Origin of the sequence: Pseudorhodoferax sp. LjRoot39, from assembly GCF_964253035.1 — a bacterium.
Lineage (GTDB): Bacteria > Pseudomonadota > Gammaproteobacteria > Burkholderiales > Burkholderiaceae_C > Pseudorhodoferax.
The window spans coordinates 6153437-6174482 of record NZ_CAXUQL020000001.1 but is presented as its reverse complement, the minus strand read 5'-3'; the positions used below and the strand labels follow the sequence as shown (position 1 = coordinate 6174482).

Below are 21046 nucleotides of genomic sequence, written 5' to 3'. Positions count from 1 at the left end.
CGCCCTCGCCACCCCTTGTTGCTAGCCAGCTGCCGAACGCTTGCCATGCTGCCGCCCTTCGACCTGGCCACGACCTGCGCGACGGCACTGGACGTGGCGGTCGCGGACGCGGCCGGCGCGGCCGGGCTGGCCTGGCGCCGGGAGCGCCGGCTGGGCGCACTGCTGGCCGGCGCGGTGCAGCACTCGCCGCTGTACCGCGCGGCCTTCGGCGGCGCGAAGGCCTTGCCGCCGCTGGCCGAGTTTCCCGTGGCGTCCAAGGCCGCGCTGATGGCGCGCTTCGACGACTGGGTGACAGACCCGGCGCTGAAGCTGCGCGACGTGCAGCGCTTCGCGGCCGACCGCACGCGCATCGCCGAGCCGCTGCTGGGGCGCTACACGGTCTGGGAGAGTTCGGGCAGCAGCGGCGAGCCCGGCCTGTTCGTGCAGGACGCCGCCGCGCTGGCGGTGTACGACGCGCTCGAGGCCATCCGGCGCCCGCGCCGCAACGCATGGGAAGCGGTCTTCGAACCGTGGCGGATGCTGCAGAGCCTGGTGTTCGTCGGGGCGGTCGACGGGCACTTCGCCAGCAACGTGTCGATCGAGCGGCTGCGGCGGCTCAATCCGCTGGCGGCCTCGCGCGTGCACACCGTGTCCTTCCTGCTGCCTCCAGACGAACTCGTGGCGCAGGTGGACGGCTTCGGGCCGGCCGTGCTGGCCACCTATCCCAGTGCGGCCGTGCTGCTGGCCGAAGAGAAGATCGCGGGCCGGCTGCAGTGCCGGCCGCAGGAGATCTGGACCGGCGGCGAGAACCTGACGCCGGCCATGCACAAGTTCGTGGCCGAGGCCTTCGCCTGTCCGGTGGTCGACAGCTACGGCGCGTCGGAGTTCCTGGCATTGGCGTGCGCGTGCCGCTGCGGCCGGCTGCATCTGAACAGCGATTGGGCGATCCTGGAGTCCGTGGACCGGGCCGGCCACGCGGTGGCGCCGGGCACGGTGGGCGCCACCACCTTGCTGACCAACCTGGCGAACCACGTGCAGCCGCTGATCCGCTACGACCTGGGCGACCGCACCACGCTGCATGCCGAGCCGTGTGCCTGCGGCTCGGCGCTGCCCGTGGTCGAGGTGTGTGGGCGCGACGACGACATGCTCCAACTCGGCAACCCGGACGGCCAGTCTGCGAGCGTGCTGCCCCTGGCGCTGTGCACCGTGCTGGAGGAGGAAGCCGGCCTGTTCGACTTCCAGATCCGGCAAGTGCACCGCTGCGAACTCGTCCTCGCCAGCGGGCCGCAGGTGGCCGATGCGGTGGCCACGTTGGCCCGGGCCAGGCAGGTGCTGTCGGCCTACCTGGAACGTGCCGGGGCGCACGGCGTGCACATCCGCTGCGTGCATGGCGAGCCGTTGCCCAGGAGCCGCAGCGGCAAGGTGCGGCGCGTGGTGGCGCGCACGTGAGCAGCGGCGGCGCCAGGTGCGCCGCGACTTCTTCACAAACTCTCAGGCCGGCGCAGCGGGCACTGGTGCCCGGATCAGCAGCACCGGAACGGGGGCCTGGCGCAGGATGTTCTCGGCGTCGCTGCCGAAGAACAGGCGCCGCGTACCGCGCCGGCCGTGCGTGCCCAGCACGATCAGCTCGGCCTTCCAGTCCAGCGCCTGCTGCACCACCTGTTCGCATACGCCGCCGCGCAGGTTGTCGCTGAGCACCGTGTCCACCGCGACGCCCGCGGCCTGTACCTGGGCCTGGGCTTCCCGCAGGATGGTGGCTCCCCCCTCCCTGAGCAGGTCGAAGATGTCACCGCTGTAGGCCGCCCCGTACTCTGTGCCCAGCATGAGCGAGAGCTCGTCCACGATGTGCAGCAGCCGCAGCCTGGCGCCGCATAGGCGGGCGAGCTTGATGGCCTCCTCCAGGCCGGCCGCAGCGGTGCTGCTGCCGTCGATCGGCACAAGAATCTTCTGGTACATGGCAATGCCTTGGTTGTAACGGTGCCCGCAGTTTCCTGGCCCGGGGCGCGCTGCGGCTTGCGCGCGGTCAAACCCGGGCGATGGCGCCGGCTCGGTCGGTGGCAGCGCCATGGGTGCGTGCGGCGCAACTGCGCCACATCAAGGCGCGGCGCCAGTTCGCGGCCACCATGGGGGCATGCGCTGCGTCCATCGAGCGCGCAGCCAGAGACCCGGCCTCGCCGGCCCCTCCAACGGAAGATGCGGAGACACACGATGAACGACAGCCCACTTGCGGGTCGGGAAGCGCCGGCCCATGCACTCGCAGTGATCGTGACGGCCAGTGGCCGGCTGGACGAGCGCGCGCTGGCCGAGCTCGACCGGCACCATGCGTTCGAGCACCTGCAGGTGAACCGTGCGCGCTTCATCGAGCTCGCGCGCACCTGCATGGACGAAGTCGGCGCCCAGTTGTGCGATTGCTCCTGGCTTCGCATGAACCACCTGATGTACATCGATGCGCGGCTGGACGCCGTGCCGGATGGGCCGACGCGGCTGCTCGTCTGTGGACTGGGCCTGGCGGCGATCACAGCCGATGGCCAGTTCACGGACGATGAACGGCTGGTCTACGAACACGCCCTGGCCCATTGGCACGTCAGCAGCGACGACATCGCACACGCCAGCCTGCAGGGCTGGCAGGCGCTGCCGTCGCGCAGCTGAGCCTTGCGTCGCCACTCTCGCGGCGGCGTACGCGTACGCATGCGTTGATGCCGATCAAAGCTGTTGGGACGTGCGCGGCGCACGCTAGCACCCATGAACACCACACCATGCGACACATCCCGCGCTGCGGCGCCCGGGACCACCGAACGCCTGTATGCGCGACAGGCCGAGTTGTTGGAACGACTGGCCGCTGCGCAGCGCGCCACACTGGCGCTGGCCCACAGTCCGCAGGGGCGCAGCGTCACCGACTTCAAGGAGGAAGCCGAACAAGCGGAACGCGACCTGCTCGGCGACGCGCAGGCCCAGCGCGACCATGCCGAACTGGTCGAGGTCCGATCCGCCATCGCACGGCTGCGGGACAGCAGCTACGGCGTGTGCATCGCCTGCGGCGAACCCATCGACCTGCAGCGTTTGCAGGTGCAACCGCAGGCCATGCGTTGCACGGCCTGCCAGGCGGCCAGCGAGGCGCTGGCGCTGAGGGCTCACCCTGAAGGCTGACCGCGCAGTGCCGCAGTGACAGCCGGTCAGCCCGCACCGCGGCGCGGCCTGCAGGGGGTGCGTGGTGGCCTCCTGTGACGCGCGCCGCAACGCCTTGGCGCAATGTCCGCCTCAAGGCCACTTCGGGGACTTCCTTCATCGCCCCGTTCTGAAGCGAAGGCGTCTTCCTCCGTTCAGTGCGCGTGGCGGTTCACTGCGTCGGCCGCAGCAGGCCGATGCAAGGATGGGGCGTCCAAGTTCAGATGGTTGGTTTCGCTTGAGGCCTCGCGCACCTGCGGGTCCATGCGATGAGGCTCAGCAGGCCCGCGCCGAACAGCAGCGAAGTGCTTGGCTCCGGCACAGGATGGTGCTGCGCTTGTAACACCATGGTCCAGCTGGTGATGTCGCCGAGAAGGAACGTTCCACCCAGGTATCCGGAGTACGTGTCCTGGTGCTGATTGACGTGGGTCACGACACCATCTGGGTGCGTCGGGAACTCGATCGGGTTGGGAATGAAGAACGGGCTGTCGAACGGCATGAGCGGTTTGTCTGTTTCGCCATGCGGGCCGACGGCATGCTTGAAGCTTCCGCTGAACGAGAGAAAGTCAAACAGGAAGCCGGCGTCCTGGCTGATGCCGAGCGTCCCATCCCAGTAGGAGCCGTCGAACAGGAACGTGTCCGTGGAGTCGAGATCGAAGTCTCCACCACTGATCTGCACGGTGAAATCATTGCGCGTCTCCGAGAAGATGATGGCCAGTGGTGGACTGATTCCCGTGGCTGGTGCCGTGCTCTTGAGGACGTCGTCCAGCCCCAGAACGATCTTGATGCCGTCCTTTTCATAGGTAAACGATGAGACGCCGACGGGTGCTGCGCTCGTGGATGGACTGATGCAGGCAATCCATGCGAGCGCAATGGCGTGGCGTGCCATCGATGCCGATCGGCTGCAAGTCCTTCCGTTGTGAGCGCGGGCGTCTGGCTGCTGCGTGGGTGCGAACGGGGTCATTGTCATGGTTGGTCTCCGCGTGCCGGTCATGCCGGCGAAATGGTGGGAACGAAGAGGCATTCATTGACGGCCTGATCAACGGCAGTGGCCAAGATGCATGCGCATGCGCGGACGACCCATGCCACTGCGCCGCGCGTCGGTGCGAGGCGCCTCAGTCGGCGATCGTCATGAGGTCGATGACCGAGCTGACACCGGGGGCCGACCAGGCGGCGCCATGGATGGCCTGGCGCGCACTCCACGAATGCACGGCGCCGCGCAGGGTGACCTTCCCATCGTCGACGCTCACCTGGAGGTTGTTGGCCTCCAGGTCCGCCTGCCGCGCCAGCGCCTGGCGGATGGTCTCTTCCAGGTCCAGGGTGCGCACCGTGGGGCCGAGGGCGATCTGGTTGGTCACATCGACGACGCCCATCAGGTTGCGCACGGCCCCCTCCGCGGCTGCGCGCTGGTACTGCCATTTGACCTGGCCGCTCAACTTGACGTGTCCTGCTTCGACCATGACGCAGACCGCGTCGCTCGGCAGGCAGGACGTCCACTCGATGGCCCGTTGCGCCGCCAGCGCGATGTCGGCATCGGTGCGCACGCGGTCGCCCGCCAGGTCGACCGTGATTTCCATGGCGATGGCCTGCACGCCCCGCACCCGCTGGACGGCCTGTTCGGCCGCATGCTTCTCGGCGAAAGAGGCCAGATGGCCGGTCAGCGTGACAACGCCGTCCTTGGCGATCACACCGACATTGGAGGAATCGACCTCGGGCGTCCAATGCAGCTCGTCGGCCACGTCCTGCGCGAGTTGGGCGTCTGTCTTCATGGCTTCTCCTGTGGAGGGTGGGTTTCCGCGCACGGGGCTGTGCTGGTGCGACAAACCACTGTAGAGCGCTGTCACGCGGGCCCTTTGCGCGGGGTCAAACGCCGGCATGGCCGAGAAAACCCGCCCCCGCACGGACGCACCGTGTGTGACCTCCTGCCCGCGGTGCTGGCGCGTTGATCGGCATCAACGCCTGGCGCGCTGCGGCCGCCTATGGTGGGGTCTTTCGATACGGAGAACCGCATGTCCCGAATCAAACCGTGTGCCGCCCTGGCGGCCCTGCTGGTTGCCGCCGCTGCCCATGCCGCGACCGAGGCGCCCGCCGCCCCCCCACGCCCGCCGGCGCAAGCCTCCGCGGCGAACACACGGCCCGCCGACGCTGGCCGGCTGCGCAAGGCGGAAGCGGCAGCACATTCCATGGCCGAGCACGCCAGGGCGGCGGCCAAGCGCAGCAAGGAGGCTGTCGGCGATGCGTCCCAGCGCACGACCGCAGCGCTCGTGCGGCTGGCCCACAAGGCGGATGAATCGGCCCGGCGTGCCGCGCAGCGGTGGAAGGTCGAGGCCGAGGCGGCGCGAGACGAGGCGCGCGACGAGATGCAACGGGTGCGCCAGGAGGTCGATGCCGCCGCCCAGGCGACGGGCGAGGCGCTGACGCGTGCCAAGGCGGCCGCGAAAGCCAGCGCCGAACGTGGCAAGGAAGAGGCCGAGCAAGCCGCCGAGGCCGCGCGCGCCGCGTTCGAGAAGGCGGAGGCCGCCACCGTCCAGGCCGCACGATCAGCCAAGGATGCCGTCGGCAAGGCCATGAAGCGTGTCGGCAGGAACACCTGACGTCGACCACGAATCCGCTTCGACGTTCGGGCGCTTCAGGCGGTGCCATGTGCGCCGTGAACCCCGCAACCCGGCGGTACGTGTGCCAGGCCGCTGATCGCCTTCGCCCTCGTGGTCGCGCTCCGGCGCGAGGCGGGCAGCGGGCGAGTGGTCTGGTCCGGTGCCACGGCATGGCGATTCGGCCCCTGACCGCGACGCCGTGCCGGCGGTGTTCATCGCACGAAGCGCTGCGCCGGCGTGCGCTTCCTGGCGGCTTGCACGTGCGCGGCAACGGGTTTGGGCAGCACCGCCACCACACGGGTGCCTGCGCCCGGCGTGCTGTCGAAAGCAATGCGTCCCCCGGTGGCCTCGATGCGGCGGCGCATGCCCGCCAGGCCGTGCGTCCATGGCGTGATGCCGCCCGGGTCGAACCCGATTCCGTTGTCGCTGATCGCCACGATTGCTTGCCCCGGCCCGTCCTGGAGGTCGATGGTGACGTGTGTCGCCCGGGCATGCTTGCCGATGTTGGTCAGGCACTCCTGCACCAGCCTGTAGACGCCCAGTTGTGCGGCTTCTTCGAGCGCGACGTTCTCGAGCCGGGTATGCGTGGCGATGTCGGTGCGACTCTGGAAGTCCTGCGCGAGGTGCGCCAGCGCCGGCACGAGTCCTGCGCGCAGGAGGTCGGACGGTTGGAGCCCATCCACCACGCGCGTCTTGATGGCCAGGCCGTCGTCCAGCAATTGCGTGAGCTGCTGCAGGCGGAGCTGCACCTCTGCGCCCAAGGGAGTGCACTGCGCCCTGAGGCCAGCGACATTCAGCTTGGCCGCCATGAGCACGGCGCCCAGTTCGTCATGCAGGTCCTGGGCAAGCCGGGCACGCTCTTCCGTGCGGATGCGCTGCAGTTGCGCAGACAGACCCGCAACATGTGTCGGATGGGCCCTGACAAGAACCTGTTGTGCTTTCATACGCGGCTTTCGTCGTGGTTGAGCATGACCAGCGGCACCGGCGATCAAAGGGCGGCAGTTGATCAAGGGGTGCGCTTGGGTGCCATGGGTGGGAGTTCCCAGGGACAAGTTCAACGCAGCGGCGCACGACACTGTTTGCGCCGGATCAAACAAGGCGGTAACAGGCGTCGTCGGTGTCTGCGGTGCCGAAGGCCTGCGCAGAGCCTGCAGCGCACATCGGCGCGATGCCGCTCCCACGCTCGGTAGCATCGGCGCAGGCCGACTCATGCCCGTGCGACCATCCAGGCGGTCGCGGTGGCCGCCGTCATGGCGACTGCGAAACCTGTGGACACCCGCCGTCCCAACGCGGGGCTGCCCCCGAACCAGCAAAAGAGCGTCTTCATGACCATGTTGGACGCCACCGCCAATCCGGCCGCGATGGTGGCTTGCGGGCTGTCCAGCAAGGCCTGGCCGTTCATGTGCATCACCGTCAGCAGGATGGCGTCGACGTCGAGCAGGCCGGACAGGAGTGCCATGGCGTACAGGCCCGCATCGCCCAGCCATTGCCGGGCACTTCGCGTCAGCAGGGCGAGAACGCCCAGAAGCAGACCAAAGCCCAGTGCCGAACTCAGGTCGAACGGGTCTGTGGTGTCGGCGGCCGGTCCTGCCGCGTCGGGCAGCGGAGCAGAACGCAGCCGCAGCAACGAGGCGGCAAGAAGCACCACGGCGCCAACGACCATCGCCGCCCCTAGAGAGGCCAGCAGACCCGGCCTCAGAACGGCGACCAGCGCGGTCATGCGCACGAACATCATCGCGGAGGCGGCAAAGATTCCCGCCGAGGCCGCAGCCAGGACGCCGTCGTTCCCGTGCGCGCGGCGCGCCAGCGCCAGCGTCGCTGCTGTCGACGATGCAAGACCACCGAGGAGACCGGTCCAGAAAATGCCTCGGCTGGGGCCCGTCAGGCGGATCGCCAGATGCCCGCACAGCGACAGCCCTGCGATCAGCACCACCGACCACCACAGATGGTACGGGTTCAGTGCCTGGTAGGGACCATAGCCGCGGTTCGGCAGCATCGGCAGGATCACTGCCGTGAGCACCATCATTTGCAGCGCTGCGCTCAGCTCGCGCTGCTCCACAAGGCGCAACCAACGGTGCAGCGCGGGTTTGAGATCGAGCAGCACGGCGGCAATGACCGCAGTGCCGATGGCCAGAGCCGGCTGGCCTGCGCCAGCCATCAGGCCCAACGCGCCGGTGAGCAGCATCGTCACAGCGGTGGTGGCGCTGAGGCTGCTGTGGACGCGGACGTTTTCGCGGTACGCCGCTACCGCGATCAGCGACAGGCCACCGAGGCCGAGCGCGGCGGGCATTGGACCCATGTCTTGTGCCAGGACGCCCAGAACTCCCCCGAACAGGCCCAGGAGGGCAAAGGTGCGCAGCCCCGCCACTCTGCTGCCCTCGGCGCGCTCGCGCTCGCGCCAGCCCCGCTCCAGGCCGATGACCGAGCCAAGCATGAGGGCCGACCCGAGTTCGATGACCGTGCGCTGTACGAAAAGTTCAAGCATTCGCCATGTCCTGCGTTCGACTGTCGCGGCTCGGAGTCGCCCTGGGGAGTCGTGCGTCGAAACGCCTTGTGCGTCGTGGTCCGGACCGGATCCGCGGTCATCCAGCGCGGGACGGCCAGCGAAGCCGCCACACGGCCCAGCCGGCAGGCACGATGGTCCACGCGGTCCAGGTCCAGGGCAGCGTGGCCAGTCCGAACATGCTGGCCACGGCTGGCACCGACGTGAGCAGCGCCCACACCACGCACGCAGCCAGCAGCAGCACGTCGAACGGCACGTTGGCAGGTTCCTGGCGCCGGCCGATGCGGCGGAACCAGACCAGCAGCACCAGATTGCCCACCACGATGGAGCCCAGGCTGGCCGTGCGCAGCGCCTGCGCCGTGGCGCCGTGGTGCTGGCCCAGCCACTGCACCAGCGCTACGCCCGCGAAGACGAGCGCGCCCAGCCCCAAGGCCTGGCCGACGGACGCGAGCGATAGCAGGGTGTCGTCGGGCCTGCGCGGTGGCACGCGCATGCTGTCCGGTGCGGCGGGATCTGCCTCGAACACCAGCGAGCAGGCCGGGTCGATCAGCAGCTCCAGCAGCACCACGTGCAGGGGCAGCAGCAAGGCCGGGCCGCCCAGCACCACCGGGATCAGCGCCACGCCGACGATCGGCACGTGGACGGCGAACAGGTAGCCCAGCGCGCGGCGCAGGTTGGCGAAGATGCGCCGGCCGGCGCGCACCGCTTCCACCAGCGAGGCGAAGTTGTCGTCGAGCAGCACCAGCGAGGCCGCCTCGCGCGCGACGTCGGTGCCGCGCTGGCCCATCGCCACGCCGATGTCGGCGGCCTTGAGCGCGGGGGCGTCGTTCACGCCGTCGCCCGTCATCGCGACGATCTCCCCCTGCTGCTGCAGCGCCCGCACGATGCGCAGCTTCTGCTCCGGGTCCACCCGCGCGAAGACCTGGGTGTTGCGCACGCAGTGGCGCAGCGCCGCTTCGTCCATCGCCGCCAGTTCCCTGCCGGTGACGGCGGCCTGGGCCTGTCCGTGGGCAACCAGGCCGGCCTGTTGGGCGATCGCACCGGCGGTCAGGGCTGCGTCGCCCGTGATCATCACCACCCGCACCCCGGCGCTGCGGCACTCGGCCAGGGCGGCCGGAACTTCTTCGCGCAATGGGTCCATGAAACCCAGCAGGCCGATGGGGGCCAGTGGCAGGTCGGCCGCAAGCGCTGCGTCCGGGCCGGGCTGTGCGGCCCGGCCCTGCGCCACCGCCAGCACACGCAGGCCGCTTGCGGCCCATCGGTCGGCCAGCGCGCGCAGCGGCTGCACCTGTTCCGGTGCGGTGCCGCACAGGGCGAGCACGGCCTCTGGCGCGCCCTTCACCGCCACGGCCTGTCCGGGTTCGCCGGAGGGTTGCCACCAGTGCACCACGTAGGGCGCACCGGGTCGGATGCCGCGGCGTTCGCCGGCTTGCCAGCCTGCGCCGACCGCGACGCCTGCCGTCCGGGCCATGGTGCGCACGGCGTCGTCCATGGGTTCGATGCCCGCCGCGCTGCTGGCTTGCAGCGCTGCGCGCAGCAGAGCGTGCAGGTGGGGCAGGGGCGCTGGGCTGTCCGCGCTGCGCCAAGCGCTGTCTGCATCGCCCACCGCGACCAGTGCCATGCGGTTGTGGGTCAACGTGCCGGTCTTGTCCACGCACAGCACGGTGGTCGTGCCCAGCGCCTCGATGGCCTGGGGCTGGCGGGTCAGCACGTGGGCGCGCGTCAGACGCCAGCTGCCCAGGGCCAGCATCACGCTCCAGACCACGGCGAACTCCTCGGGGATCAGTGCCATCGCCAGGGTCAGTCCGACGAGCAGGCCCTGGGACCAGGACCCGTCGCGCAGGGCGAAGACCGTGGAAGCGGCGATGCAGGTGAACGCCGCCAGCCAGGCCACCCGGCGCACCAGCGTGCGCAGCTCCTGCTGCAGTCGGCTGGGGCGCGGCACCAACTGGGTGAGGGAGCGGTGGATCGCGCCGATGGCCGTGTCCGCGCCCGTCCGGGTCACCAGCGCCACGCCGTCGCCGCGCACCACCAGGCTGCCGGCGAACAGTTGGCCGGTGTCGTCGGCGGCGCCGGCGACCTTGGACAACGGGGCCGACTCGCCGGTGCGCTGCGACTCATCGATCTGCAGCCCGGTGGCCTGCAGCAGGCTGGCGTCGGCGGACAGGCGATCGCCCTCGTGCACGAGCAGCCGGTCGCCGCGCACGAGCTCGCGGCTGGCAATGCGCAATGAACGGCCACCGCGCACCACCTTGCTGCGCGGGCTGGACAGTTCGTTCAAGGTTTCCAGCACGCGCTCGGTCCGTTGCTCCTGGTAGATCGACAGGCCGCCCACGGCCAGCACCGACAACGCCAGCAGGCCGGCATCGGCCAGCTCGCCCAGCAGGGCGTACAGCGCCGCCGTCGCGAGCAGCAGCAGGAACATCGGCTGCGTCAGCGCACCCCAGGCGATGCCGAGCAGGCCGCGCCGGGAGGCCGACGGGAGCACGTTCGGCCCGTCGCGGCGCAGGCGCAGAGCGGCCTGTGCATCGCTCAGGCCCTGGTCCGTGGCATCGCGCATCGGCGCGACCGGGCGGGCATCGCTCACAGCTCCGCGGCCTCGCGGTACTCCGGCACGGTGCAAGGCCAGCCGTAGCGCTCTTCGATGGCCAGCCGCAGCGCGTCGGCGGCGGCCGGGTCGCCATGCGTGACGAACACGCGGCGCGGCGCATGCTGCGTGCCCAGCCAGGCGAGCAGCTGTTCGCGGTCCGCGTGGGCCGACAGGCTGTCCAAATTGGCCACCTCCGCGCGCACCGGAATGTAGGCGCCATGGATCTTCACCGCATCCGCGCCGCCCAACAGCGTGGCGCCGCGCGTGCCGGTGGCCTGGAAGCCGGTGAACAGGATGGTGTTGCGCGCATCCGGCGCATAGGCCTTCAGGTGGTGCAGAACCCGGCCGCCGGTGGCCATGCCGCTGGCCGAGACGATGACGGAGGGGTAGCGCAGATCGTTCAGGCGCCGCGACTCCTCCACGGTGTTGACGATGATGGTGTCGCGCTGCATGGCCGCGCATTGCGCCGCGCTGAGCCGGTGTTCGTCGGCATGGTGCTGGTAGAGCCGCGTGGCATCCGCCGCCATCGGGCTGTTCAGGTACACCGGCATCTCGGGGATGCGCCGTGCCTGCTTGAGCTCATGCAGCGCGTGCAGCAGCGTCTGCGCGCGGCCCACCGCGAAGGCCGGGACCACCACGACGCCACCGCGTGCCGCCGTGCGGTTGACCACGCCGGCCAGGTCGGCCAGCGGATCGGTGACACGGTGCATGCGGTCGCCGTAGGTCGATTCCACCACCACGTAGTCGGCCGGCTCGGCCGCTTCTGGCGGGCGCATCAGCAGGTCGTCGCTGCGGCCCAGGTCGCCCGAAAACAGCAGGCTCGATTGCGCCCAGCCGATGCGCACGCTGGCCGCCCCGAGGATGTGGCCCGCGCGCGAGAGCCGCCATGACCAGCCCTCCCAGGGCGCGCATTCACGTCCGAACGGCAGTTCGTGGAAGTGCTTCAGCGCGGTGCGCGCTTCCTGCTCGGTGTACAGCGGCAAGGCGGGCTTGTGCTTGGTCTGGCCGTGCCGGTTCAGGAAGTCGGCATCCTCTTCCTGCAGCCGGCCGGAGTCGGGCAGCAGCAGTTCGCACAGCTCGCGCGTGGCCTGGCTGGCGTACACAGGGCCCTGGAACCCCTGGCGGATCAGCCGTGGCACGAAGCCGCTGTGGTCCATGTGGGCGTGCGTCAGCAGCACCGCGTCGATGCTGGCGGCATCGAACGGCAGCGTGTCCCAGTTGCGCAGCCGCAGCTGCTTGAGGCCCTGGAACAGGCCGCAGTCGACCAGCAGCCGTCGACCCGCGTGGGTCAGCAGGTACTTCGATCCGGTGACGGTGCTGGTGGCACCCAGAAAGTCGATGCGCATGGCTCTGCTCCGTTGATGCGTGTTCAGTGCGACAGCAGGACCGGCAGCGTCATGCTCTCCAGGACGGTGCGCGTGGCGCCGCCAAGCACCCATTCGCGCGCCCGGCTGTGGCCGTAACAACCCATGACCAGCAAGTCCGCGCCCAGGTCGGCGCCAAGGGACAGCAACTGGTTCCCCACGTCCCCGTCGTGGCCACTGGCGTGCAGGCGCGGGTCGGCGACGCCATGGGCATGCAGGAAGGCACGCAGCCGCTCCAGTGGCTGCTGGACGTCACCGCCGTAGGTCACCGCGTGGACGCTGGCTGCGGTGCGCAGCCATGGCAGCGCGGCACTCAGCGCGCGCGCGGACTCGCGGCTTTCGTTCCAGGCCACCAGGACGGTGCGTCCGATCGGCCCCGCCTTGCCCGCATAGGGAAAGACCACGGCAGGGCGGCCACTCTGCATGAGCAGGTTGGGCAGAAAGTCGGCCGGCAGCAGCGGGTCCATCGGGTCGTGCCGGTCGCGCTGGCCGAGCAGCATCAGGTCTGCATAGAACGCATGCCGCGCGAAATCCCATGGCGCGGCGCTGTCGGGCTCGATCCAGTGCAGGCGGGGCGAGCCGCCACCGTACTCCGTGAACAGCCGGTACAGCTTGTCCCGGCTCGCCTCCTGCGCTGCGCGCATGGCCTGCACGGCGGGCGCTGCGGCACCGAGGGCGAGCGGGTACGGCATGAGGCCCGGCATCGAACAGGGGCGGCAGACGATGTCGGCGTCGAGCGATTCGGACAGCATGCGCGCGAAGCGGATGCGCTCGCCCATGCGCGCGGTTTCATCCATGTGCATCAAGATCGTGTGGGGCGTGGGCATGGCAGCGGCTTTCGCAAAGGGTTGGGTGGCGAAACGGTAAGCCGGGCTGTGCGTCTTGCCCTTGCGCGGCGTCAAGCCTGCGGTCCTTTCCCCGCCGCTGTCGGCCTGTGCCAGCGCACTGGCCGGCGCATGCCACTTCCTTGATCCAGCGCAGGGTCTGGGTCGTGCGCTGTCGCAAGATGCCGCTGTCCACTCCAAGGAGGCGCAGATGTCATTCTTCTCTCGCAACATCGGAACCATCGACCGCGGCCTGCGCATCGTTGGCGGTGCATTGCTGGTCGCCCTGGCGGGGGCAGGGACGATCGGGTCGTGGGGCTACGTGGGGGTGGTGCCGCTGTTCACGGGGCTCGCGGGCATTTGTCCGCTGTACTCGGTTCTCGGGCTGAACACCTGTGCCAGGCGTTAGTGCGGGCAGGCGATGAGGTTGCGGTCGATGGCCGAGGTGCGGCAACAGTGTGTTCGCATGACATGGCGACGCGTTGCCTGGGTTGCCGCTGCCGCAAGCGCGGTCTGGATCGGCGTACGGCTTTACGTGGTGTGGGTCACGCTCGACTAGATTGATGATCGGACGTCGGTCTGGAAGAGGCTGCCGAACAGCAGGCGAGGTCAAAGCGCGGTGGACTGTGGAGCAACCCTTTGCAGATCCCGCCCTTGCAGCGGCGGCGCGGAGAACGCGACCCTGAGTCGGCGATGACGCCTGGAGCCAGCGTTGGCAGCGCTGCCACGGGGAATGGCCGTTGTTGCTGCTTCATCTGGTCAGCCGGCGACCTTCTGCGTCGCGGAGTCGGCTCCCCGCGCACCGCGCAAGAGGAGATGCGGCGGCGCGTTTCCTACCGCGACCATGACACCCTGAGCCAGACCATTGCACTGGCGGCCGGGATGCGCGCCAAGCTGACCGAGAACCGGGACAGGTACGCCACCATTGCGACGGTCCAGATCCTGGGGAAGGTCGCCTACCTCCGCGGCATGCGCAACGACCCCGAACAGGGGCTACTCAGCAAAGGGGACTTCGAAGAGCAGGCCGGTTTGCTGCGGGCGCGATACGGCGTCGAGGTGATCCACGCCGAGCGGCGCTCGAAACCCAGGCAGTACGACACCGGGCCGGCGCCATTGAGCTAGTTTCTTCGCGGTGTGTCTCCAGGCGGTTCACCAGCTTGACAGGCCCCGGGCGGGAAGGTCCGGGGCCTTTTCTTTCGGAGAAATGCGGAACGTCGCGCGGAACGTGCTAGTAGATATATAGCGGCTGTCTAATGGTGCCCGGGGCCGGAATCGAAAAAGTCGGTAGATCCTGCGCTGCGCTTGAAATTGCGGGGACGTGCGCCGACCAGGGGACTCCCGAGGGGACACTCCAGAAATACTTTTGCAATGTTGGTCCTTTGCAACGCAGTCCTGACGCATCGACAAGCTGCACCTGCCAGCGCACTGCTGCGCTGGCCCACTGGCAGCATCACCACAACTGCCATCGGCCGCACAGTGGCATTGGGGGCGTCGCGTCGGTCTCCAGACTCAGCTCTTCACGAAACAACGCCTTGATGCTTCACAACTAGTTTTTGGGCGTCCGTATCTTCATCACGGCAGAGCCATTCACGACAAGCTTGTCGTTCACCGACACGTTGCCGCGCAGGAAGGCGAGCGACCCTGTGGCGTGGATCAATTGCCCTCGTGCAACCAGGAAGTCGCCCGAGGCCGCAGCGTCGAGAAACTGCGCGTCGAGTTGCACCGTCACGCACGGCCTGCGGTCGAGAAGTTGCCATGCCACGGCGCTGAGCGCATGGTCGAGCAAGGACGTCAGCGCGCCGCCATGCACGGCCCCGGCAGGGTTCAGGTGCTCTTCCTGGGCCAAGACACCGTAGGCCCAGCCGTGCTCTTCCTTCAAGGTCCACAGAGGACCAAACCTGCCCGCGAACCCTGGCAGTTCGCGTTGCTTCCAGCCCAATGCTCGGAGGCTCTCGGATCCGGCCGTCACGGGCGTCCTCCCAGCGTCTGGGACAGGGTCTGTGCCTCTTCCCGCAACGCCTTCGCAAGCGCCTGTGTGGTGCCCCTGGTCAGCTGGTCGGTCACCCCCACGGCGACCAGCGCGTGTGTCATGCGTGCCTGCGCCGTCGTGACGGGGACCGCGATGACCGTGATCCCGCTCATGTAGTTGCCGTGGTCGATGCCGAAGCCCTGGCGGCTCGCCGCCTGGACCTCCTTGTGCCACTGCGCGAAGTCGGGCGGGTTGTCCCAGCGCAGCTGCTTGAACTGCTTCAGGAGGTCGGCATCGGACAGCGCCGAGTGCGCGGCCACCAGGCGGCCCGTCGCGCTGGTCAGCGCCGGGAAGCGGCTTCCCACTTCGACATAGAAGCTGAACGGCGAGCGTGAGCGCGCCAGGGCAAGGACCACGAGATCCTCGATGCCGGCCACCTTCACGCCGATCGTCGTGACGTTCCAGTCCTCGGCGATCTTGTCCAGCACCGGCTGGGCCAGCGTGTGGAAGGGATTGTTCTCGGCCACGCTGCGCGCCAGCGAGAGGACGCCGACGCCGAGCGTGTAGCGCTTCGTGGCCGCGTCCACCTGGACCATCTGCTCCTCGACCAGGGCACGCAGGATGTGCAGGCAGGTGCTCGTGACCATCTCCAGCTCCTGCGAGATGGTCTTGAGCGTCGAGGGTTCGGCCTGCTGCGCCAGGAACCGAAGGATGGCCAAGGCGCGGGAGACGGCCGGAACCGGCCGCACACGGGCCGTTGGAGAGCGCTGCGAAGGGGAGGACGTGGAGGCCATGGGGGCGTGTTGAAAGCGTCCCGAGGATACGTCTCTTTGTCTCGTCAGCAGTCCGTCGAAAGGTGTTGAAGCCATGCCGTTGAAATTGTCTATAGACAATCAGTAGTTGTATTTGACAATTTTAGGGCCCAGGCAAAAAAATGTCTCCATCAAAACGGAGACATGCACATGACGCAGTTGACGCAATTCAGTTCGTACGCAGACGCACAGGCGCACTGCAGTTCGGCTGCCCTGTGGGACTTGTTCGACGGAGACCGCGAGCACCTCAACATTGCCTACGAATGCATCGACAGGCACGTTGGAACGGGCCGCGATGCGGTGGTGCTGGTGCGCGCGGATGGGCAGGACGAGGCGCTGAGCTTCGAGGCCATCTCGCAGGAGTCGGCGCGGTTTGCGAACTTCCTGGCAGACCGCGGCGTTCAAGCCGGTGACCGTGTGGCGGTCATGCTGGAGCCATCGCTTGCCTTCTACGCCGCGATCTTCGGCGCGATCAAGATGGGCGCCATCGCCGTGCCGCTGTTCACGCTGTTCGGCCCCGATGGCGTGCGTCTGCGGGTGGCCGATTGCAAGCCGCGCATCGTGGTCACGAACCCCGAGAAGGCCTCTGCCGTCCCTTCCCAAGACGGGCTCGAAGTGGTGATTGCCGACGCCGCATTCCTTGGCGACCTGCAGCGCTACCCCGCGTCGTACACGGTGAACACCCGTGCCGACGACCTGGCGATCTTCCAGTACACATCGGGCACCACCCGCGAGCTGCCGGATGCCGTCAAGCACACGCACCGCGCGCTGGTGACGCTGATGCTCGCGGCGCTGTATGGCACCGGCGTGCGCCCCGGCGACCGCTTCATGTGCCCGTCGTCACCGGCCTGGGGACACGGGCTGTGGCATGGCACCTTGGCGCCCTTGGCCATGGGCGTGACCGTGGGCGCGTATGCCGGCAAGTTCAGCGGCGAAAGGCTGCTGCAGGCCCTGAGCAGCCACCGCTTCAACAATCTTTCTGCGGCGGCCACGCATTACCGCATGATGCGCAACTCCGGCGCGGCGGCACGCCACGGCTACGTGCTCGACAAGGTCTCGTTCACCGGTGAGCCGATCGACAGCGAGACGGCCGCGTTCGTCGAGGCCACGTTCGGCCACACCGCCTGCAGCATGTACGGCACGACGGAGATCGGTGTCTGCCTCGTGAGCTACCCGGGTGCGAAAGACTTCCCGGTCAAGTCCGGTTCGCTTGGCAAGCCCGTGCCGGGGCTGCGCGTGCAAGTGCAGGACGCCGAGGGCCGGCCCTGTGCTCCGGGCGCCACGGGCGAACTGAAGCTGTGGCGCAAGGGCGAGTGGATCGCCACCAAGGACCTCGGCCGCGTGGACGAGGACGGCTACTTCTGGCACGGCGGCCGTGCCGACGACGTGATCATCTCCGCGGGCTGGACCATCGGCGCCGTCGAGGTCGAGGACGCCATCCTCAAGCATCCGGACGTGCAGGAAGCCGCGGCCATCGGCGTGCCCGATGCATTGCGCGGCCTCGTCGTCAAGGCCTTCGTCGTGTCGAACCGGCCGGGCAGCGATGCCTTCGTCCAGGAGATCCAGGACAGCGTGCGCGCCCGGCTGAGCCAGCACGAATACCCCCGGCAGGTCGCCTTCGTCGCGGAGCTCCCGAAGACGCCGGCCGGAAAGATCCACCGCAAGAAGCTGCGCGAGCAGGAAGCGGCCAACGCCGAGCTGGCCGAGCAGGCCTCGCTCGCACCCCAACCCTGAACCGTTTCACCACAAGGAGACAGCATGTCTACGACCACCGAGCGCACGTTCCCCAAGATCACCGACGAGGGCCTGGAGGACCTGCGCAAGCGCATCGGCCTGAAGATCGGCGCCACCGCCGAGCCCTGGTGCTACGAGGCCACGCGCGACAACATCCGCCACTACGCCCACGGCATCGGCGACGACAACCCGCTGTGGTGCGACCCCGAGTACGCGGCCAAGACCCGGTACGGCGGCATCATCGCCTTGCCGAGCTTCCTGTTCTCGACCAGCCGCATCGTCTCCGGCTACGTTGGCGGCCTGCCGGGCGTGCACGCCATGTGGTCCGGCGCGGACTGGCAGTGGCACAAGCCGGTCAAGCGCAACGACACCATTTCCACCGAGGCCTATCTGAAGGACCTGGTCGAGCACCAGACGCGTTTTGCCGGCCGCGCCGTGCAGCAGATCTACCACGTCGACTTCTTCAACCAGGATGGCGACAAGGTCGCGGAAGCGGACAGCTGGTGCTTCCGGACCGAGCGTGACCATGCACGCGAGCAGGGCAGCAAGTACAAGGAGGTGCGCGCGCGCGCGCCCCGCCGCTACTCGCCCGAGGAGATCCAGGAGGCCTACAAGCTGTATGCCCAGGAGGAAGTGCGGGGCAGCACGCCGCGGTACTGGGAAGACGTCAAGGAAGGCGAGGCCCTGCCCGTGATGTTCAAGGGCCCGATGACGGTGACCGGCTTCATCGCCTATGCCCAGGGCTGGGGCGGCCTGTACATCCGTGCCAACAAGCTGGCCTGGCGCCTGATCGACGCGCATCCGGGCGTGGGCATCACCAACCGCTTCGGCATCCCGGACGTGCCCGAGCGCGTGCACTGGGAAGAAGACTTCGCGCTGGAGGTGGGCGCGCCTGGCGCCTACGACTACGGCCCCGAGCGCACCTCCTGGATGACGCACCACCTGACCAACTGGGCGGGCGACGCCGGCTTCCTGCGGCGCTCGCACTGCAAGATCCGCCGCCACAACCCCGAGGGCGACATGCTCTTCATCAAGGGCATGGTCAAGCGCAAGTTCGTGGAGGACGGCCGCCATCTGGTGGAGATCTCGCAGGAGGCGCACAACCAGGACGACGAACTCTCGGTGCTCGCCTCCGGCGTCGTCGAACTGCCTTCGCGCGGCTGACCTCGCTCGGGCGACCTGAAGCGGCCTTTCTTCAACAGGCCGCCGATCTCTTTTCCTGCATGGACCCGCGGCCGGCTCGGCAGCCGGCTGGCGGAGCCATGCCTTCACGAGACCCGCCATGGAACGTCCCACACACGCCGGCGCGCACGCCCGAGGTGCTCTTGCCGGGCTGCGCGTCATCGACCTCTCCAGGGTGCTGGCGGGCCCGCTGTGCACCCAGATGCTGTCCGACCACGGTGCGGACGTCATCAAGATCGAGCCCCCCAGCGGCGACGAGACGCGTGGCCTGGGGCCTCCGTTCGACAGGCATGGCGATGCCGCGTACTTCACGGCCGTGAACCGTGGCAAGCGCGGCATGGCCATGAACCTGGCCGATCCCGCGGGGCGCGATACCTTGTTCCGCCTGATCGAGGACGCCGACGTGCTCATCGAGAACTTCGTGCCCGGCACGATGGCGCGCTGGGGCCTGGACTACGAGGCATCGCTGCAGCCGCGGTTTCCCCGGCTGATCTATTGTTCCGTGACCGGCTTCGGCGCCGATGGACCGCTTGGCGGCCTGCCTGGATACGACGCTGTGCTGCAAGCCATGTGTGGGCTCATGAGCGTGAACGGCGATGCGGCGTGCGGGCCCACGCGGCTCGGCATTCCCATCGTCGACCACCTGACGGCCTACGTGGCCTTGTCCGGCATCCTGATGGCGCTGCACGAGCGGCACCGCTCCGGGCAGGGCCAGCGTGTGGAGGCCACGCTGTTCGACACGGCCATGAGCCTGCTGGTCCCGCACGCGGCCAACTGGATGTATTCCGGGACAGTGCCGGGCCTTCTGGGCAGCGCCCATCCGAACATCGCGCCCTACGACAAGTTCGCGTGTGCAGACGGGCTCGTCTTTCTCGGCATCCTCAACGACCGGCAGTTCGCGAAGTTCTGCCACTTCGTGGGCATCGACCGCCTTGCCGAAGATCCGCGCTTCGTTACGAACGCCGACCGCTTGTCCCACCGGGCCGCGCTGCGCAGCGAGATCGAAGCCGCGCTTTCGGGTTGGAGCCGCGAGATCCTGTGTGCGCAGTTGATGCGCATCGGGGTGCCGATCGGTCCGGTGAACACGGTGCCTGAGGCGTTCGCACAGCCACATGCAGCGCATCGGAGCGCCTGCATCGAGATCGGCGCCTACCGCGGTATCGGACTGCCAGCCGTGTTGTCGCGCACACCGGGCGCACCGCAGGGCGAGCCGCCACGGTTCGGGGAACATGCCGGCCAGATCCTCGGCGAGGTCGGCATGGCGGAGCTTGATATCCAACAACTGGTGGAGCGGGGCGTCCTCCACCAGGCCTCACCGCCCTAGCACGCCGCTTCGTTCCATTCCCACAATTCAAGGAGACAAGGACATGACACTATTTCGGATCCTGATGGCCTGGGCGCTCGCATGGCTGAGCGCTGCCGCCTGCGCCGCCAACTACCCTTCCAAGCCGATCCGCATCATCGTGCCGTACCAGGCAGGGCAGGGGACCGATGTGGCCACGCGCTACATCGCGGACCAACTGAGCAAGAGCCTCGGCCAGGCCGTGGTCGTGGAGAACAAGGCAGGCGCGGGCGGCAACATCGGCGCCGCCGAGGCCGCCCGCGCGCCCGGCGATGGCTACACCTTCGTGATGGGAACCAACGGTACCCACGTGCTGAACCAGTTCCTCTACCCCTCGATGCCGTACGACAGCGAGAAGGACTTCGAGCCGGTGGCGCTCGTGAGCACCTTCCCGATGGTGATCCTGGCGAACACCAGCGTGCCCTACAGCAGCTTCACCGAGTTCCTGGCCGAGGCCAAGGCCCGCCCGGACACGGTCAACGTGGCCTTGCCGAGTACCACGGCGCGCCTGGTGCTCGAACTGCTGCAGCAGCAGAGCGGAACCCATCTGCGCGCCGTGCCCTACAAAGGCTCCGGCACGTCCATGACCGATCTGATCGGGGGGCAGGTGCTCGTCGGCATCGACACGGCCAGCGCGGCGCGGCCCTTCGTCGCCAACGGACGGCTCAAGGCCCTGGCCGTGACTTCCAGGGGCGACTCGGCACTGTTGCCGGGGGCGAAGAGCGTTGCCGCGTCCGGGCTGAGCGACTTCGAGGTGCTGGCCTGGAATGGGCTCTATGCCCCGCGTGGCACGCCGGCCGCCATCGTCCAGCGGATCAATGCGGAGGTGGTCAAGATCCTGGCACAGCCCGAGTCGCAGCGCCGCCTGCTGGAGCTCGGCCACGAAGTCGCAGGCGGGACGCCAGAACATCTGGCGACGTTTGCGGCGGCGGAGCGCAGAAAGTTGGGGCCTTTGGTGAAGAGCGTCGGCCTGAAGATCGACTAGCCC

Annotated in this window: 20 protein-coding genes; 10 read left to right on the top strand and 10 right to left on the bottom strand. The window is 68.6% G+C overall.

Annotation, left to right across the window (positions count from 1 at the left end; genetic code table 11):
* Positions 1 to 45: 45 nt before the first annotated feature.
* On the top strand, positions 46 to 1428 hold the full coding sequence (locus ACSQ4M_RS28835; RefSeq protein WP_436192815.1) for a phenylacetate--CoA ligase family protein: 1383 nt from the start codon (positions 46 to 48) through the stop codon (positions 1426 to 1428).
* A 42-nt stretch (positions 1429 to 1470) separates the two neighbouring features.
* Here ACSQ4M_RS28835 and ACSQ4M_RS28830 read toward each other — a convergent pair whose 3' ends face one another.
* Positions 1471 to 1935 carry a universal stress protein gene (locus tag ACSQ4M_RS28830; RefSeq protein WP_436192814.1) on the bottom strand — a complete coding sequence of 155 codons (465 nt, stop codon included), beginning with the start codon at positions 1933 to 1935 and terminating at the stop codon, positions 1471 to 1473.
* A gap of 252 nt (positions 1936 to 2187) precedes the next feature.
* Between ACSQ4M_RS28830 and ACSQ4M_RS28825 the strand changes: the two genes are divergently transcribed.
* Together ACSQ4M_RS28825 and ACSQ4M_RS28820 are read left to right on the top strand one after the other, a co-directional pair.
* On the top strand, positions 2188 to 2628 hold the full coding sequence (locus tag ACSQ4M_RS28825; RefSeq protein ID WP_436192813.1) for a hypothetical protein: 441 nt from the start codon (positions 2188 to 2190) through the stop codon (positions 2626 to 2628).
* Between the two features lie 93 nt (positions 2629 to 2721).
* Positions 2722 to 3126, top strand: a complete 405-nt coding sequence (locus tag ACSQ4M_RS28820; protein WP_436192812.1) for a TraR/DksA family transcriptional regulator — start codon at positions 2722 to 2724, stop codon at positions 3124 to 3126.
* Between the two features lie 238 nt (positions 3127 to 3364).
* Here the strand turns inward: ACSQ4M_RS28820 and ACSQ4M_RS28815 are convergent, their stop codons facing one another.
* On the bottom strand, positions 3365 to 4033 hold the full coding sequence (locus ACSQ4M_RS28815) for a PEP-CTERM sorting domain-containing protein (RefSeq protein WP_436192811.1): 669 nt from the start codon (positions 4031 to 4033) through the stop codon (positions 3365 to 3367).
* A 226-nt stretch (positions 4034 to 4259) separates the two neighbouring features.
* Positions 4260 to 4913, bottom strand: coding sequence for a BON domain-containing protein (locus tag ACSQ4M_RS28810; protein ID WP_436192810.1), 654 nt, complete (start codon positions 4911 to 4913; stop codon positions 4260 to 4262).
* A gap of 414 nt (positions 4914 to 5327) precedes the next feature.
* Here ACSQ4M_RS28810 and ACSQ4M_RS28805 point away from each other — a divergent pair, with 414 nt between their 5' ends.
* Complete coding sequence (locus tag ACSQ4M_RS28805) at positions 5328 to 5738, top strand: hypothetical protein (protein ID WP_436192809.1); 411 nt, start codon at positions 5328 to 5330, stop codon at positions 5736 to 5738.
* A gap of 212 nt (positions 5739 to 5950) precedes the next feature.
* Here ACSQ4M_RS28805 and ACSQ4M_RS28800 read toward each other — a convergent pair whose 3' ends face one another.
* From ACSQ4M_RS28800 to ACSQ4M_RS28780, 5 genes are all read right to left on the bottom strand, one after another.
* Complete coding sequence (locus ACSQ4M_RS28800; RefSeq protein ID WP_436192808.1) at positions 5951 to 6682, bottom strand: sensor histidine kinase; 732 nt, start codon at positions 6680 to 6682, stop codon at positions 5951 to 5953.
* 263 nt (positions 6683 to 6945) lie between these two features.
* The gene (locus ACSQ4M_RS28795) at positions 6946 to 8223 is read right to left on the bottom strand and encodes an MgtC/SapB family protein (RefSeq protein WP_436192807.1); all 1278 of its coding nucleotides are present in this window, start codon (positions 8221 to 8223) and stop codon (positions 6946 to 6948) included.
* A 97-nt stretch (positions 8224 to 8320) separates the two neighbouring features.
* Positions 8321 to 10828 carry a cation-translocating P-type ATPase gene (locus ACSQ4M_RS28790; protein ID WP_436192806.1) on the bottom strand — a complete coding sequence of 836 codons (2508 nt, stop codon included), beginning with the start codon at positions 10826 to 10828 and terminating at the stop codon, positions 8321 to 8323.
* Positions 10825 to 12177, bottom strand: coding sequence for an MBL fold metallo-hydrolase RNA specificity domain-containing protein (locus ACSQ4M_RS28785; protein WP_436192805.1), 1353 nt, complete (start codon positions 12175 to 12177; stop codon positions 10825 to 10827). Before ACSQ4M_RS28785 ends, ACSQ4M_RS28790 begins: the two co-directional genes overlap by 4 nt.
* A 23-nt stretch (positions 12178 to 12200) precedes the next feature.
* Complete coding sequence (locus ACSQ4M_RS28780) at positions 12201 to 13022, bottom strand: universal stress protein (RefSeq protein ID WP_436192804.1); 822 nt, start codon at positions 13020 to 13022, stop codon at positions 12201 to 12203.
* Between the two features lie 208 nt (positions 13023 to 13230).
* Between ACSQ4M_RS28780 and ACSQ4M_RS28775 the strand changes: the two genes are divergently transcribed.
* A complete protein-coding gene (locus tag ACSQ4M_RS28775; protein WP_436192803.1) occupies positions 13231 to 13428 on the top strand; it encodes a YgaP family membrane protein in 198 nt (65 codons plus the stop codon).
* A 230-nt stretch (positions 13429 to 13658) separates the two neighbouring features.
* Positions 13659 to 14141 carry a hypothetical protein gene (locus tag ACSQ4M_RS28770; protein WP_436192802.1) on the top strand — a complete coding sequence of 161 codons (483 nt, stop codon included), beginning with the start codon at positions 13659 to 13661 and terminating at the stop codon, positions 14139 to 14141.
* A 424-nt stretch (positions 14142 to 14565) separates the two neighbouring features.
* On the opposite strand, the gene ACSQ4M_RS28765 is transcribed toward ACSQ4M_RS28770, so the two are convergent.
* Complete coding sequence (locus ACSQ4M_RS28765) at positions 14566 to 14988, bottom strand: PaaI family thioesterase (RefSeq protein ID WP_436192801.1); 423 nt, start codon at positions 14986 to 14988, stop codon at positions 14566 to 14568.
* Positions 14985 to 15782, bottom strand: a complete 798-nt coding sequence (locus ACSQ4M_RS28760) for an IclR family transcriptional regulator (protein WP_436192800.1) — start codon at positions 15780 to 15782, stop codon at positions 14985 to 14987. The genes ACSQ4M_RS28765 and ACSQ4M_RS28760 overlap by 4 nt, the downstream gene beginning before the upstream one ends.
* 168 nt (positions 15783 to 15950) lie before the next feature.
* Here ACSQ4M_RS28760 and ACSQ4M_RS28755 point away from each other — a divergent pair, with 168 nt between their 5' ends.
* From ACSQ4M_RS28755 to ACSQ4M_RS28740, 4 genes are all read left to right on the top strand, one after another.
* The gene (locus tag ACSQ4M_RS28755) at positions 15951 to 17534 is read left to right on the top strand and encodes an acyl-CoA synthetase (RefSeq protein ID WP_436192799.1); all 1584 of its coding nucleotides are present in this window, start codon (positions 15951 to 15953) and stop codon (positions 17532 to 17534) included.
* 24 nt (positions 17535 to 17558) lie between these two features.
* On the top strand, positions 17559 to 18698 hold the full coding sequence (locus ACSQ4M_RS28750; RefSeq protein ID WP_436192798.1) for an FAS1-like dehydratase domain-containing protein: 1140 nt from the start codon (positions 17559 to 17561) through the stop codon (positions 18696 to 18698).
* 118 nt (positions 18699 to 18816) lie between these two features.
* A complete protein-coding gene (locus tag ACSQ4M_RS28745; RefSeq protein ID WP_436192797.1) occupies positions 18817 to 20040 on the top strand; it encodes a CaiB/BaiF CoA transferase family protein in 1224 nt (407 codons plus the stop codon).
* 43 nt (positions 20041 to 20083) lie between these two features.
* A complete protein-coding gene (locus ACSQ4M_RS28740) occupies positions 20084 to 21043 on the top strand; it encodes a Bug family tripartite tricarboxylate transporter substrate binding protein (protein WP_436192796.1) in 960 nt (319 codons plus the stop codon).
* Positions 21044 to 21046: the final 3 nt, after the last annotated feature.